General features: G+C 62.5%; 9 protein-coding genes. 4 read left to right on the forward strand and 5 right to left on the reverse strand.

What is annotated here, in order from left to right; genetic code table 11:
* Window positions 1–74: 74 nt before the first annotated feature.
* The gene (locus B0G76_RS09845; protein WP_120291702.1) at window positions 75–2,552 is read left to right on the forward strand and encodes an AsmA family protein; all 2,478 of its coding nucleotides are present in this window, start codon (window positions 75–77) and stop codon (window positions 2,550–2,552) included.
* 55 nt (window positions 2,553–2,607) lie between these two features.
* On the opposite strand, the gene B0G76_RS09850 is transcribed toward B0G76_RS09845, so the two are convergent.
* A complete protein-coding gene (locus B0G76_RS09850; RefSeq protein WP_028196609.1) occupies window positions 2,608–3,102 on the reverse strand; it encodes a hypothetical protein in 495 nt (164 codons plus the stop codon).
* Window positions 3,103–3,508: 406 nt separating this feature from the next.
* Here B0G76_RS09850 and B0G76_RS09855 point away from each other — a divergent pair, with 406 nt between their 5' ends.
* From B0G76_RS09855 to B0G76_RS09865, 3 genes are all read left to right on the forward strand, one after another.
* Window positions 3,509–5,125, forward strand: a complete 1,617-nt coding sequence (locus B0G76_RS09855; protein WP_120291704.1) for an ATP-binding protein — start codon at window positions 3,509–3,511, stop codon at window positions 5,123–5,125.
* 78 nt (window positions 5,126–5,203) lie between these two features.
* Window positions 5,204–5,683, forward strand: coding sequence for a response regulator (locus B0G76_RS09860; protein WP_120291706.1), 480 nt, complete (start codon window positions 5,204–5,206; stop codon window positions 5,681–5,683).
* Between the two features lie 79 nt (window positions 5,684–5,762).
* Complete coding sequence (locus tag B0G76_RS09865; protein WP_120291708.1) at window positions 5,763–7,736, forward strand: response regulator; 1,974 nt, start codon at window positions 5,763–5,765, stop codon at window positions 7,734–7,736.
* Between the two features lie 132 nt (window positions 7,737–7,868).
* Here the strand turns inward: B0G76_RS09865 and mscL are convergent, their stop codons facing one another.
* From mscL to mfd, 4 genes are all read right to left on the reverse strand, one after another.
* Window positions 7,869–8,318 carry a large conductance mechanosensitive channel protein MscL gene (gene mscL / locus B0G76_RS09870; protein WP_120296280.1) on the reverse strand — a complete coding sequence of 150 codons (450 nt, stop codon included), beginning with the start codon at window positions 8,316–8,318 and terminating at the stop codon, window positions 7,869–7,871.
* Window positions 8,319–8,405: 87 nt separating this feature from the next.
* Window positions 8,406–9,440 carry a pyridoxal-phosphate dependent enzyme gene (locus tag B0G76_RS09875; protein WP_120291710.1) on the reverse strand — a complete coding sequence of 345 codons (1,035 nt, stop codon included), beginning with the start codon at window positions 9,438–9,440 and terminating at the stop codon, window positions 8,406–8,408.
* A 55-nt stretch (window positions 9,441–9,495) separates the two neighbouring features.
* A complete protein-coding gene (gene argE, locus B0G76_RS09880; RefSeq protein WP_120296281.1) occupies window positions 9,496–10,749 on the reverse strand; it encodes an acetylornithine deacetylase in 1,254 nt (417 codons plus the stop codon).
* A 191-nt stretch (window positions 10,750–10,940) separates the two neighbouring features.
* Window positions 10,941–14,423, reverse strand: coding sequence for a transcription-repair coupling factor (mfd, locus tag B0G76_RS09885; protein WP_120291712.1), 3,483 nt, complete (start codon window positions 14,421–14,423; stop codon window positions 10,941–10,943).
* Window positions 14,424–14,465: the final 42 nt, after the last annotated feature.

The following is a 14,465-nucleotide window of genomic DNA, read 5'->3' on the forward strand; positions in this document are numbered from 1 at the left end:
TCTATTAGACAACACTACCAGGCACGATACGTGCTGCCCTAATGCATAACGAAGAGCAAAGGCGGATCTTTTCAATGGCGGTGTCGAGCGCGATCGGACGGCGAACAGGAAAAATCATCGCATGGCTGGTGGCGATCATCGTCATTCTGATTGTCGCGCTGACAATTTTCATTTTGACGTTTGACTGGAATCGGGCTCGCCCTTACATCGACGATAAGGTCACACAGGCGATCGGCCGGCCGTTCGCGATCAACGGCGATCTGAAAGTAGGGTGGCGGCAGCCGGTCGGCGAGACCGGCTGGCGCGGCTGGGTGCCCTGGCCGCGTTTTTCGGCGGCCAATATCACGGTAGGCAATCCCGACTGGGCCCAGCAGCCGCACTTTGCAACGCTCGATGAAATCGACTTCGAGGTCAAGGTGTTGCCGCTGCTCGCGCACGATATCGTGATTCCCGCGATCAACCTCGTGAATCCGTCGGTCGACCTCGAACGGCTTCTCGATGGGCGCAACAACTGGATCTTCAAACTGGCGTCTTCGAGCGGGCCTTCGGAATGGAAGCTCGATCTGCACGACATCGCGTTTTCCAAGGGCAATATCGCGCTGTCCGATCGGCAGAAGAAGGTCGAGATGCAGATGGTCATCGATACGCTCGGCCAGCCGATTCCGATCGGCGAGGCGATGAAGCAGCAGGAGGCGGCGTCGCGCAATGCGTCGGCGGAGACGGTCGGCAAGGCGGGCGCGAGCAAGCTCGCCGCCCAGGCTAACGCGCAGGCCGCGTCGGAAGCTGCTGCGGCGGCTGCCAGCGCTTCGTCGACGGAGACCACCGCATCGGACACGACGGCGGCGAGTGGCGCATCGGGTGCGCCGGTTGCCAGCGGGTCGAACAGTGCAAGGCAAGGTGCAAGCGGCGCGGCGGTCGCCTCGGCGTCTGGCGCCAGCGCGGCAAGCACCGCAAGCACCGCGAATGCGATCGGCGCGAAGCCGGAGATTCCCCCTTACGCGATCGGTTGGACCGTCAAGGGGACCTACAACAAGACGCCAGTGTCCGGAAGCGGCAAGGTAGGCGGCGTGCTGGCGTTGCAGGACGCGAACCGGCCGTTCCCCGTGCAGGCCGATGTGAAGGCCGGCGATCTGCGTGTCGGCCTCGTAGGCACGATCACCGATCCGTCGCATCTTGCCGCAGTCGATTTGCGCCTCTGGCTGCAAGGCAACAGCCTCGGGCGGCTATATGCGCTGACGGGCGTGACCTTGCCGGAGACACCGCCGTATGCGACCGATGGGCGTCTAGTCGGCCAGTTCAAGTCCAGCGGCAACGTCTTCAAATATGAAAACTTTACGGGCCGGGTGGGCGGCAGCGATCTGAACGGCTCGCTGACCTACACGGCGCGCGAGCCTCGTCCGCTGCTGCAGGGCGATCTGGTGTCACATCTGCTGCAATTCGCCGACCTGGCGCCGGTGATCGGCGCGGACTCGACAGCCAGCAAGGCGAAGCGCGGCGACGCGACGACGCAGCCGAGCAATAAAGTGCTGCCGGTGGAAGAATTCCGCACGGACCGCTGGCAGGCGATCGACGCCGACGTGAAGTTCACGGGGCGTCGCATCGTCAAGGACGCCAACCTGCCGATCACGGACTTGTATACGCACGTCGTGATGACCGACGGCGTGCTGTCGCTCGAACCGCTGGCGTTCGGTGTGGCGGGCGGCTCGCTGTCATCCGATACTCGTCTGGACGGCAGCACGACGCCGCTGAAGGCGCGCTTCGCGACATCGGCGCGGCATCTGAAGCTCAAGCAGTTGTTCCCGAACTTCAAGACGATGCAGAACGCGCTCGGTGAAATCAACGGCGACGCCGCGCTAACCGCGACCGGCAATTCGCCGGCGGCGCTGGCGGCAACGTCGAACGGCGAGGTGAAGGCGTTGATCACCGAAGGCACGGTGAGCCGTCTGCTGATGGAAGCCGCGGGGCTGAACGTGGCGAACGTGGTTTATGAAAAAATGTTTGGCAATCGCGACGTGAAGATCAACTGCGCGGCGGCGGATTTTGTGGCGACGAACGGCGTGCTGGAATCGCGCGTCTTCGCGCTCGACACGGACGACGCGGTGATCAACATCGATGGCAATGTGAATCTGCGCGACGAATCGATGGATCTTGGCGTGCATCCGCATACCAAGGGCTTTCGGGTGTTTTCGTTGCGCTCGCCGCTGTATGTGAAGGGGACGTTCAAGGATCCGCACGTGGGGGTGAATGCCACGGCGCTGGCGCTGCGCGGCGGCGCCGTTATCGGGCTCGGCTTGATCAACCCGTTTGCAGCGCTGATTCCACTGCTTGCGCCTAGCAACAACAAACCGCTGCCGTGCGGGCAGTTGCTGGCGCAGGTTCGTCAGGCGCCGAGTGCGCCGCCGCCGGGTGTGAAGCAGCAGCCCAAACCGGCCATTTCCCTCGACGGTGCGCCGGTGAACAAGTCTGCCGCCGGCGCGTATCCGGCGGCCGGGGCGGCAAAGAAGCCCGCGGTCATGCCGCCGGCCACGGCGGCCGAATACAAGGGGAGTTGAGGTTTTAAGCGGACGGGGGAAGTTGAACCTTCCCGCCGATAAAAAAAGAAAAAAATTATCTTAACGAGCGCGGAGCGGCGTCTCCCGCTGCGTCCTGCCTGCGAACCCCTCGCCGGGCGCCGCCTACGCGGGTGGCGCCAAACTCCGTCAGGATCTTGCCTCTCGCCCGGCTGGCAAAGACCAGGAAGCCAAATCCGTCGGCTTCGTACCAATACCCGCCGTTCTCGAGCCCATCGAGCGGCTGCTCCAACGCATTGGTAATGGATTCGATACAACGCCGCCGCAATTCGGCGGGCGCGGGATAGGGGGGCTGTGCGCCTCGTACGCTGCACAGGAGAACGTCGAGCCCGGGTAGCACATGTGCATAGAGCACCGGCTCGTCCTGCGCGCGAGCGCGCGCAATTTTGGTGTCGAGCTGACCGAACGGCTTGAAATGCCGTAGTACCGCGAGGAACGACTCATCGCCGTCCACCTTCGCGCGCCTACGCTTTTTCGGGAAGGACATAAAAATTCGCCTGAAAAAGAATTGCAAGAAACGCAGCGTCCTCATGCGACAACTCCCGGCTTCGCGCGCCGCACGTCGATCTTTTATAGCATACGACAAGGTCGGATTCACGGTGATTCGACGTCTACGCCGTTCCACCGCCTCCCGCACGAATCATGCCGAACCGCCTCGCCGCGCGCTTTCGCTTCCCAGCACATCTGTCTCCATCATAGACTCACGCGCCGCCGAAAAAACATCCCGTATCAATAAAAAAGTCATTTTTGTGTGGGCGAGCGCATCTTGCCGCTACGTTGAAATATCTCACATTCACGTCGATAATGGCCCGTCCGGCTGCACCGCGGCGTGCTTGCCAGTCCCGCACCGCAACAGGCGTCCCGCATGGTGAAGCGAGGCGCGTGGCCTGTGCTGGACTGGCAAGCACACTGCTGCTTGAACGACCCTTCGGGCGAACATGAAACTATTCACCAAGGGTCTGCTGCTGATTGCAGTGCCGAGCGCGGTCGAGCTGGCGCTTCTGGGCGTCGTCTTCGATACCCAGGAGCAGACAGCGCAGGCCGCGCAGTGGGTCAGCAACAGCAAGCAGGTCCTTTATCAGTCGTCGGCCATTGTCGATCCGCTGCTGCGTCAGGCCGCGCGGGTCCGCACGGGCATGGTCGTCGGCGATGCGTCGCTGATCGATCGCCACACTGCATGGGTCGATCTCGGCGACAGGCTTTCGAATCTCGAAACACTGGTGGCCGATACGCCGCAACAGGTCGAGCGCGTGCACAAGATGCAACAGGCGATCGAGGCGTATCACGCGCAGGCCGCCACGATCTCGCAGGCGCTGCATGCAGGCCGCAACCTGAATTCGTTTGCTGCGCGGGATACGGGCGCGCTCCCCCCGCAGATCGCGCTGTTTCGCGATCAGCTCGCCGAGTTTAGTCGCGAGGCCTCGCGGCTCGACGCCGAGCGCAGTGCCGCCCTGGCACGGCGCCACGAACGCCAGCAAGACGCGCTGATTGCCGCGGTGTTGGGGTCGATGCTGATCTGGGCGGTCACCGCCATGGTGTTTGCGCGCAGCATCGGCCGGCGGCTGGAAGTGTTGACCGGCAACGCCGAACGTCTGGGCCGTGGGCGGGAGCTCGCGGCGCCGCTGTCCGGCAATGACGAAATTGCCGCGCTCGACGCGGTGCTGCACCAGACAGGCGCACGCCTGCGCGAGGCCGAAGGCGAGCAGGCCATGCTGAAAGTGCGGCTCGAAGCACGCGCGCAGGAACTGGCGGGCGTGAACGAAGAGCTTCGGCAGGAGACGCAAGATAACGAAATGTTCATCTACAGCGTGTCGCACGATCTGCGCTCGCCGCTGGTGAATCTGCAAGGCTTTTCGAAGGAATTGCAGGTGTCGTGCGACGAACTGGGCAGCATCGTCAAGGTGGCGAAATTGCCGGAGACGGAGCATCGGCGGATGGTGCATATCCTCGACGGCGACGTGCGCGAGTCGTTGCAATATCTGCGCAGCGCGGTGACACAGGCGGCGGCCATCATCGACGCGCTATTGCGGATTTCGCGCGCCGGCCGGCTTGAATACCAGTGGCAGCGGGTGAGCGTCGGACGGGTTGTGGGCCGCGTGGTCGACGCGCTGCAAGGCGCGATCAAGCAGCGTGCGGCGGTGGTCACCGTGCGCGAGTTGCCGCCCGCATGGGGCGACCCGGGCGCAATCGAGCAGATTTTCAGCAACCTGGTGGGTAACGCCCTCAATTATCTCGACCCGGCACGCAATGGGCGCATCGAGATCGGCACGCTGGAACCGGAGCCGGAACCAGTCAACGAGACGGAGTCGCGCGCATTGCGCACGCGCACTTATTATGTGCGCGACAACGGCCTCGGAATTCCGGCGGCGTATATGTCGAAGGTATTCCGCGCGTTCCAGCGTTTGCACGGCGACGTCGCCAACGGTGACGGCGTGGGCCTCGCGGTGGTGCGGCGGATGGTGGAGCGGCATGGCGGGCGCGTTTGGGTCGAGTCGGCGGAAGGCGCGGGATCGACCTTTTTCGTCGTGTTGCCGGAACAGCCGGCGCGCAATTGAGTTGGGACAGGCACCGGGAGAACCGGTGGGGACAGTAAAGACACAATGCAAAATACGGATCGTCAGCATGGAGGGCATATGACTCACGGGGAAACGGTCAGTATCGTGCTGATCGAAGATGACGACGGTCATGCCACACTGGTCGAGCGCAATTTGCGCCGTGCCGGTATTTCGAACGGCTTCGTGCGCTTTCGCGATGGCCAGCAGGCGCTCGATTATTTTTTCGGCCCGGCACCGGTGGACGCTGCGTCCAGCCCTTATCCGCCTCGCGAAGATCTGACGAATTTCGTCGTGCTGCTCGATCTGAAAATGCCACGCGTGGATGGCTTCGAGGTATTGCGGCGTCTGAAGGATTCGCCGCAGACCGCCGCGGTGCCCGTGATCGTGCTGACCACTACCGACGATCCGCGCGAAATCGCGCGCTGTTACGAGCTCGGCTGCAACGTGTATATCACCAAGCCGGTCGAGTACGATGCGTTCATCGAAGCCGTGCGCCGTCTCGGCTTCTTCCTGCAGGTAGTCAAGCTGCCACCGGGCCACCGGCTGGCCGCGCCGTGACGGAAAGTTCATGTGAAGGCGCTCCGAAAGCGGCCCATGACAAGATAGCCACACCCGACCTAGCCATAGAAGACTTTGCATGACCGAAGAAGTGTCCACGCAACCCGCCGCGTATGTGCTGGTCGTCGATGACGACGAAGGCATCCTGCGGCTCGCGCGCAAGTCGCTCGAACGCGCCGGCTGCCGGGTTGCAATCTGCGCCGGTGTCGACGTAGCGCGCGAACGGCTTGCCGCGGGCGCGCCCGACCTGCTCGTGCTCGACTACCAGTTGAGCGGGCCGGAGACGGGCCTCGACTTCTTTCGCCGCTTGCGGGCGGAAGGGGTGCGGATTCCCGCCATCCTCGTGACCGGTTTCACGGACGAATCCCGCGTGATCGAAGCGTTGCGCGCGGGCGTATCCGACGTGGTGCCGAAATCGGGCGACTACCTCGATTACCTGCCCGAAGCGGTGGACCGGGTGCTGTCCCAGGTGCGTTTGCAGAAGGCCTCGGACGAAGCCTTGCTGCTGCGCGATCGCGAGCAGCATTACCGCACCTTGTCGGAGGCCTTGCCGCACCTTGTGCTCACCTGCAATGCCGCGGGCGATTGCGATTTCCTTTCGAAACAGTGGTTCGACTACACGGGCTTGGCGGAAAGCAGTTCGTATGGTCTGGCGTGGCTCGAAGCGGTGCATCCCGACGATCGCGAAGAGATTCGCCGCACCTGGCTCAAGGCGGTGACGAGCGGCACCGGCGATTATCGGCACGAATTGCGGATTCACCGGCACGATGGCGCCTATCGCTGGTTCGACATTCGCGCGGTCGCCATGCGCGACCCCGAGGGCAATGTCAGCAAATGGTTCGGTAGTTGCACGGATATTCATCCGCAGCGCGAGGCGATCGAGGAGCGCGAACGACTGCTCGCCTCGGAGCAGGCCGCCCGCCAGATCGCGGAAGAAGCCAATCGTGCGAAAGACCGCTTCCTCGCCATGCTGTCGCACGAATTGCGCACGCCGCTCACCCCAGTACTGGCGGGCGCCAGTGTGCTGGAGATGATCCCGGACCTGCCCGATCAGGCACGCGCGAGCGTGCGCATGATCCGCCGCAACGTCGAACTCGAAGCGCGCCTGATCGACGACCTGCTCGATCTCACGCGCGTGGCGAACGGCAAGTTGCGCCTGTCGCTCGAAACAGTCGACGTGCATGAGGTGATGGACAGCGTGCTCGAACTCTTCCGCAGCGAGATACAGGTCAAGCAGCAGGACGTGCATGTCCACAAGAACGCGCAGCACCATTACGTACTCGCCGACCGCGCACGGCTGCAACAGATGCTGTGGAACCTGATCCGCAACGCCGCCAAATTCACGCCGGACGGTGGTCATATCTATGTGCGCACCCAGGATGAGCGGATGCACGTGCAGATATCGGTTGAGGATACCGGCATCGGTATCGAGCCCGAGCAGATTGGCAAACTGTTCAACGCGTTCGAGCAGGGCAACCAGAACATGACGCGGCAGTTCGGCGGCTTGGGCCTGGGTCTGGCGATCACCAAGGCATTGACCGACGTGCACGGTGGCACCGTGGTCGCACAGAGTCCGGGCGCTCACTGCGGCGCGACGTTCACGATCACGCTGCCGACCGCCGCCGCGCCCGCGGAGTTGACGCCCGTCGCAGCGCCGGACGAGGTGCGTGCTCACGGTCTGCTGACCATCTTGCTGATCGAAGACCACCTGGATACCGCCGAGGTCATGGCGCAGCTGATTCGCAGCCTGGGGCACGACGTGACCACGGTGGGCCGTGTGGACGATGCATTGGCCGCCACCCAGTTGCAGACCTTCGATCTGGTGATCAGCGACGTGGGCTTGCCCGATGGCACCGGTCTCGATTTCGTCAAAGCGTTCCGCGAGCATTCGGACGCGCCGGCGGTTGCGTTGACCGGTTTCGGCACTGACGAAGATGTGCGCCGTTGCCTGAGCGCGGGCTTTACTTCGCATCTGACCAAGCCCGTCAATTTCGGACAGCTCGAAACGATGATCGAAAGTGCGTTAAGTCAGAAGGCGGGAAAGGAAGCTTAGTGTGTTCGCGGCGCCGGGTGAGTCGGCGTCATGTGCGTGCGGCATGAAAAAGGCCTGTGGCGATTTTCTTGCCACAGGCCTTTTTATTTTGCGCCGGCTAATGGGCCGGTTCGAATGCTTAACAATGGCGGCTTAACGCGGCGCCGAGTTTTTCAGCGAATCGCGGATCTCGCGCAGCAGCACGACTTCTTCAGGTGTCGGCGGCGGCTCTGCCGCTGCGCCTTCAGCCGGCTTGCGCAGATTGTTGATGAACTTGACCATCAGGAAAATGATGAACGCGAGGATCACGAAGTTGATGGCCACGGTGATGAACGAGCCATAACCGAACACCGCCACGCCTGCCGTCTGCAAGTCTTTATACGACTCGGGACTGCCTTTGAAGCTTGCGGGAATATCGCCGAGGCGAACGAATTTGTTGGAGAAATCGAGGCCGCCGGTGGCAACGCCGACAACCGGCATGATCAGGTCTTTAACAATTGAATTGACGATGGTGGAAAATGCGCCGCCGATAATCACCCCGACCGCGAGATCCATTACGTTGCCTTTGAGGGCAAATTCCTTGAATTCCTTAATCATGCTCATATACATTCCTCCCAGAAGTCGATTGTCGAATCATACCAATCTGAGAAGGATAGGCTAGTTTTTTGGCGCGGAAAAAACGCCTTGGCGCTATTCGGGAAACTGTGCCTGGCTATGGCGTGCCCGTTCGATATGCGCGGCAAAGCTGACCGGGTCGGTGTTGGTGCCGCACAGCAGCACGCCTACGCGCTTGCCTTGCAGCGTTTCGCGCAGCGGCCCGAGCAGCGCGGCCGTAGCGGCGGCGCAGGCCGGTTCCACGGCTAGCTTAAGTTGTCCGAACAAGGTCAGCATGGCCGCGCGCAACTGGTCGTCGGATACGGTGACGAGCTGGTCGATATGACGGCGGCACAATTCGTAGCTGTATTCCTCGGTATGCGGCGACGCCAATGAGTCGGCAATGGTGTGCATGTGGCCCATCTTGACCGTGTGATTGGCGGCAAAGCTCTTGCCCATCGCATCCGATCCTTCCGGTTCGACGCCGTACACGTGCACCCGCGGATTCGCGAGCCGCATGGCGGTGGCCACGCCGGCGGCGAGACCGCCGCCGCCGATCGGCACGATCACCGCTTCGAGGTCGGGCGTTTGCGTGGCCCATTCATAGCCGAGCGTGGCCGAGCCCAGCACCGTGCGATAACCGCTGAACGGGTGCACAAAATAGCGGCCTTCTTCCGCCTCGATATGGCGCACCAGTTCGAATGCTTCGGCGAGGTTTTCCGCGAACACGATGTCGGCGCGATATTGCCGGCACAACTCGACGCGCGCCGGATTGGCCGCCCGAAACAAGACGACTTTCGCGCTGATGCCAAGACGCATCGCAGCATACGCGACCGCCACCGCATGATTGCCGCCCGAAACACAGGTGACGCCCGCGCTGCGTTGCACTTCGTCGAGCGCGAGCAGGTTGGTGAACGCGCCGCGCGCCTTGAAGCTTCCGCCCGCTTGCAGCAACTCGAACTTGAAGTTCACCACCGTGCCTTCCAGCGACGGAAAGTCGAGCCGGTCGAACACTGGCGTTCGCGTGACCCACGGCGTCAACGCAAAGTGCTGCGTGGCGATGCCGTCGAGTGTAGGGATCGGCTCGCCGTCGATCGTATGGTCGGTATGCTGCGGCGTGGCGGATGACATGGCGTGGGTGTGTTTTTCCTCAATATGCCTAAGACTATTTTTGCAGCGGTCCGGTTCAGTGCGCGTGCGCCGGGGCGTCCACCGACATGCTGCGAATAAACTTTTGCAGGAAATGTTCGCACGCCACGAGCTGATCCAGCGCCACGAACTCGTTGGCTTTGTGTGCCTGCTCAATGTTGCCGGGGCCGCAAACAATGCTCGGAATGCCCGCCAGCGAGAACAACCCGGCTTCCGTGCCGTACGCCACCTTGCGCTTGTCCTGATCGGCGGTCAGCGCGCGCACGAGTTGCGTGATCGCGGCTTGTTCAGACGAATCGAGCCCGGGCGCCGCGGCGATCTTCGTGATCTCAATCGCGGCAGATGGATGCTCGCGCAACATTTTCGGCAGCAGCGTTTCGCGTGCATATTGATCGATGCGCGCGAAAATCGGTTCGGGGTCGAGCGTTGGCAAATTGCGAAACTCGAACTGGAACTTGCACTCGGCCGGCACGGTATTGATCGCATTGCCGCCGATGATCGTGCTGGTTTGCGACGTGGTGAAGGGCACGTCATACAGTTCGTCGAACGGACCTTGCTCGCGGAATTGATCGGCCATGTCGCGGATATAGCAGATCAGGCGCGCGGCGTATTCGATGGCGTTCAAGCCCTTCGGTGTGAGCGACGAATGCGCGGCCTGCCCGCGCACGCAGCACTGATAGGCGTTGATGCCTTTGTGCGCCACGATCGGCCGCATGCTGGTCGGCTCGCCGACGATGCAGCCGTCCGGCTTCACGCCGCGCTTCATCAGGTCGGCAATCAGCAGGGGTGCACCTGCGCAGCCCACTTCCTCGTCGAACGACAAGGCGAAGTGAATCGGCTTGGCGAGCTTCGCGCGCTGCATGTCGGGCACGAGTGCAAGTGCCGCGCCGATGAAGCCTTTCATGTCGCAGGTGCCACGGCCGTATAGTTTGTCGCCGCGAATTTCCGGTTTGAACGGATCGCTGTCCCATTGCTGACCGTCCGCGGGTACGACGTCGGTATGGCCCGACAGCACCACGCCGCCACTGGTCTCGCCGTTGTGCGCGGGAATCGTTGCAAACAGATTGGCCCATTTGCCGCTTTCGTCGTGAGTGAGCGTGGCCTCGATGCCGACGGCGCGCAGTTCGTCCCGCACGGTTTCGATCAGGCCGAGATTCGGATTGCGGCTCACCGTGTCCATCGACACGAGACGGGTTACCCAGGGAAGCGAGGCCAGTGTAGCAGGCGCGGAAGCATTCGATTCGGAGGCGGACGTTTGCGAGGACTGCGCTGAATCAGCAACGTGAGACATGACAAGACTCCGGCATTTGAGTCTTTTGATCATACCCAAAAAAAGCGCACCCGTATGCTGCGATGCGCGTTTGCGCACCGCAGCATGAACGAAAAGCGGTTGGACGTACGCCGTATTTTTTGGGGCGGCGTGGGTGCCGGCTTAGGTGCTACGTACTGATGCCGGTATTGACGCGATACCGGCGCGACACATCAGCGCGCAACAGCCGTGGCCGCCGTGCCGCGGCTGGGCGTTCCGAGCGCGCGCAAGGTTTCCTTCACCGTCGCCACGCGCACGGCCAGATCCGGGCTGCGCGTTTCGATACGCAGCTTGTCCTGGCCCGCGAGCTTGATGTGCTTGTGTTTCTGCACCATCTCGATGATCCGCATCGCGTCGATCGGCGGATTGGGGATGAACTGCAAGCCGATCACGTTTTCGCCCGCATCGATTTTCGAAATGCCCAAAGGCTTGGCCGCCAGGCGCAATCGATGCGTCTCGACCAGCGCAAGCGCTTGCGGCGGCAACTTGCCGAAGCGATCGATCAACTCTTCCTGAATGCTATCGATCGAATCGTTGTGCTCGCAATTAGCCATGCGCTTGTAGAGCGACAGACGCTCCTGTACATCGCCGCAATAGTCCGCCGGCAGAATCGCGGGCGCGTGCAGATTGATCTCGGTGGTGGCGGCGAGCGGTGCGGTGAGGTCCGGCTCGCGGCCTTCCTTGAGCGCCTTCACGGCGTCGTTCAGCATGTCGGTATAGAGCTGGAAACCGATCTCCTGAATCTCGCCCGATTGCTTGTCACCGAGCACTTCGCCCGTGCCGCGAATCTCGAGGTCGTGCATGGCCAGATAGAAGCCCGAACCGAGTTCCTCCATCTGCTGGATCGCTTCGAGACGGCGCTGCGCCTGCTTGGTCAGTCCTTGCGGGTCGTGCACCAGCAGATATGAATACGCCTGGTGATGCGACCGGCCTACGCGGCCACGCAACTGATGCAATTGCGCGAGGCCGAACTTGTCGGAGCGGTGAATCAGGATCGTGTTAGCGCTCGGTACGTCGATACCGGTTTCGATAATCGTCGTGCACAGAAGAACGTTCGCGCGCTGGGCAACGAAGTCACGCATCACGCGTTCGAGTTCGCGCTCGTGCATCTGCCCATGCGCGACAGCGATGCGCGCTTCGGGTACGAGCGCCTCAAGCATCTGCCGGCGATTCTCGATCGTCTCGACTTCGTTGTGCAGGAAGTACACCTGGCCGCCACGTTTCAACTCGCGCAACATTGCTTCGCGAATCACGCTGTCTTCTTCGCGACGCACGAAGGTTTTGATCGCGAGGCGCTTTTGCGGCGCGGTGGCGATCACGGAGAAATCGCGCAGGCCTTCGAGCGCCATGCCGAGCGTACGTGGGATTGGCGTGGCGGTGAGCGTGAGCACATCGACTTCCGCGCGCAACGCTTTCAACGCCTCTTTCTGACGCACGCCGAAACGGTGTTCCTCGTCGATGATCACGAGGCCCAGCCGCTTGAACTGCACATCCGACGACAGCAGCTTGTGCGTGCCGATCACGATATCGACCGTGCCTTCATTGATCTGCTGGATCGCCGCGTTGACTTCCTTGGTTGATTTGAAACGCGACAATTCGGCGATGCGCACCGGCCAATCCGAGAAGCGGTCGCTAAAGGTTTGCGTGTGCTGTTCGGCCAGCAGCGTGGTGGGCGAGAGCAGGGCGACCTGCTTGCCACCCATCACCGCAATGAACGCCGCGCGCAACGCCACTTCGGTCTTGCCGAAGCCGACGTCGCCGCACACGAGGCGGTCCATCGGTTTGCCGCTTGTCATATCGCCGATCACGGCGGCAATCGCCGCAGCCTGGTCCGGCGTTTCCTCGAAGCCGAAGCTCTCGGCGAACTTCACATAGTCTTTTGGTTCGAGCGCGAACGCATGGCCTTCGCGCAGGGCGCGACGGGCGTACAGATTCAGCAGTTCCGCCGCGGTGTCGCGGATCTGCTGCGCGGCCTTGCGTTTGGCTTTTTCCCACTGGCCTGAGCCGAGCGAATGCAACGGCGCGCTTTCCGGATCCGCGCCGCTGTAGCGCGAGATCACGTGCAACTGCGCGACCGGCACGTAGAGCTTGCTGTCGCTTGCGTATTCGAGGTGCAGGAACTCGGTCTCGCCCTCGCCGAGATCCATCGTGACGAGACCCATATACCGGCCGATGCCATGCTGCGAATGCACGACAGGATCGCCGATCTTCAGTTCGGACAGATCGCGCACCATCGAATCGACGTTGCTCGCCTGTTCCTGACGGCGGCGCCCTGCGCGGCGCGCGAGCGGGCCGTAAAGCTCCGTTTCGGTGATGATCGCAATGCCGTCGGCGGGCACCGCGAAACCGTTGGCGAGCGGTGCGACGCCAAGCGAGAAGCGCGTGTCGCTCGTGAGCCAGCTTTGGAACGAGTCGCTCGATGCCGGCTTCAGATGATTGTCGGCAAGCAACTGCAACAGCGTTTCACGCCGGCCGGCCGATTCCGTGGCAAACAGTACGCGGTTCGGCGTGGTGTCGAGATAGGTGCGGAGGGCCGAGACCGGATCCTCCGCGTGACGGTCGATCGCCAGATTCGGCAACGGGGTTGACCAGCCCCCGCCCGCGTTGGCCGGCAAGGCGAGCCGCGCGAACGGTTTGGCGAACTCGAAGAAATCCTCGTCCGACAGGAACAGACGCTGCGGCTCCAGAATCGGCCGGTCGCGATCGTGCGACAGGAAGTTGTAGCGCTGTCTGGTGTCGTTGGTGAAGCGCCGGATCGCCGCGTCCAGATCGCCGACGAACGCCAGTTGCGCGCCTTCGGGAAGATAGTGGAAGAGCGTCGCCGTCTCGTCGAAGAAGAGCGGCAGATAGTATTCGATGCCCGCCGAGGGCACGCTGTTGCCGATATCCTTATAAATCGACGCTCGGCTCGGATCGCCCTCGAAGGTCTCGCGCCAGCGGCTGCGAAAGGCCGTGCGGGCGGCCTCGTCGAAGGGGAATTCGCGGCCGGGCAGCAGGCGCACGTCCTTCACCGGATAGAGGCTGCGCTGCGTGTCCGGATCGAATGCACGGATCGAGTCGACCTGGTCGTCGAACAGGTCGATCCGGTACGGCAGCGGCGAGCCCATTGGAAAGAGGTCGAGCAGCGAGCCGCGCACGCAGTATTCGCCGGGGCGCACCACCTGGCTCACGTGCTCGTAGCCGGCCAGCGTCAACTGCGCTTTGAGCCTGGCTTCGTCGAGGCGCTCGCCTTGCGAGAAGGCGAACGTGTAGCCCGCCATGAACGAGGCGGGCGGCATCCGGTACAAAGCTGTGGTGGCCGGCACCAGCAGGATGTCGCAGCGGCCTTCGCCGAGATCGTGCAGGGTGGCGAGGCGCTCGGAGACCAGATCCTGGTGGGGCGAAAAGGTGTCGTAAGGCAGCGTTTCCCAGTCGGGCAGCAAACGCACGCGTGCTTCGGGCGCGAAAAAGGATATTTCCTGCGACAGACGTTGCGCGTCGACCGCGCTTTCGCAGACGACCGCCAATAGCGGCACCTTCTCGCGATAGGCGAGGTGGTAGCGGGCGATCAGCAGCGCGTCGGACGAGCCGTGCGTGCCATCGAAGGCAAAACGCTGGCCGGCCTTGACGAGCGCGACGGGCGGGGAGGACTGCGATGATGCGGCGATGTCTGACATAGAAGAGAAAAGGCGGCCTTGGGCTCACACGTGATCGGCAAG

This window comes from Paraburkholderia sp. BL23I1N1 (assembly GCF_003610295.1).
Classification (GTDB): domain Bacteria; phylum Pseudomonadota; class Gammaproteobacteria; order Burkholderiales; family Burkholderiaceae; genus Paraburkholderia.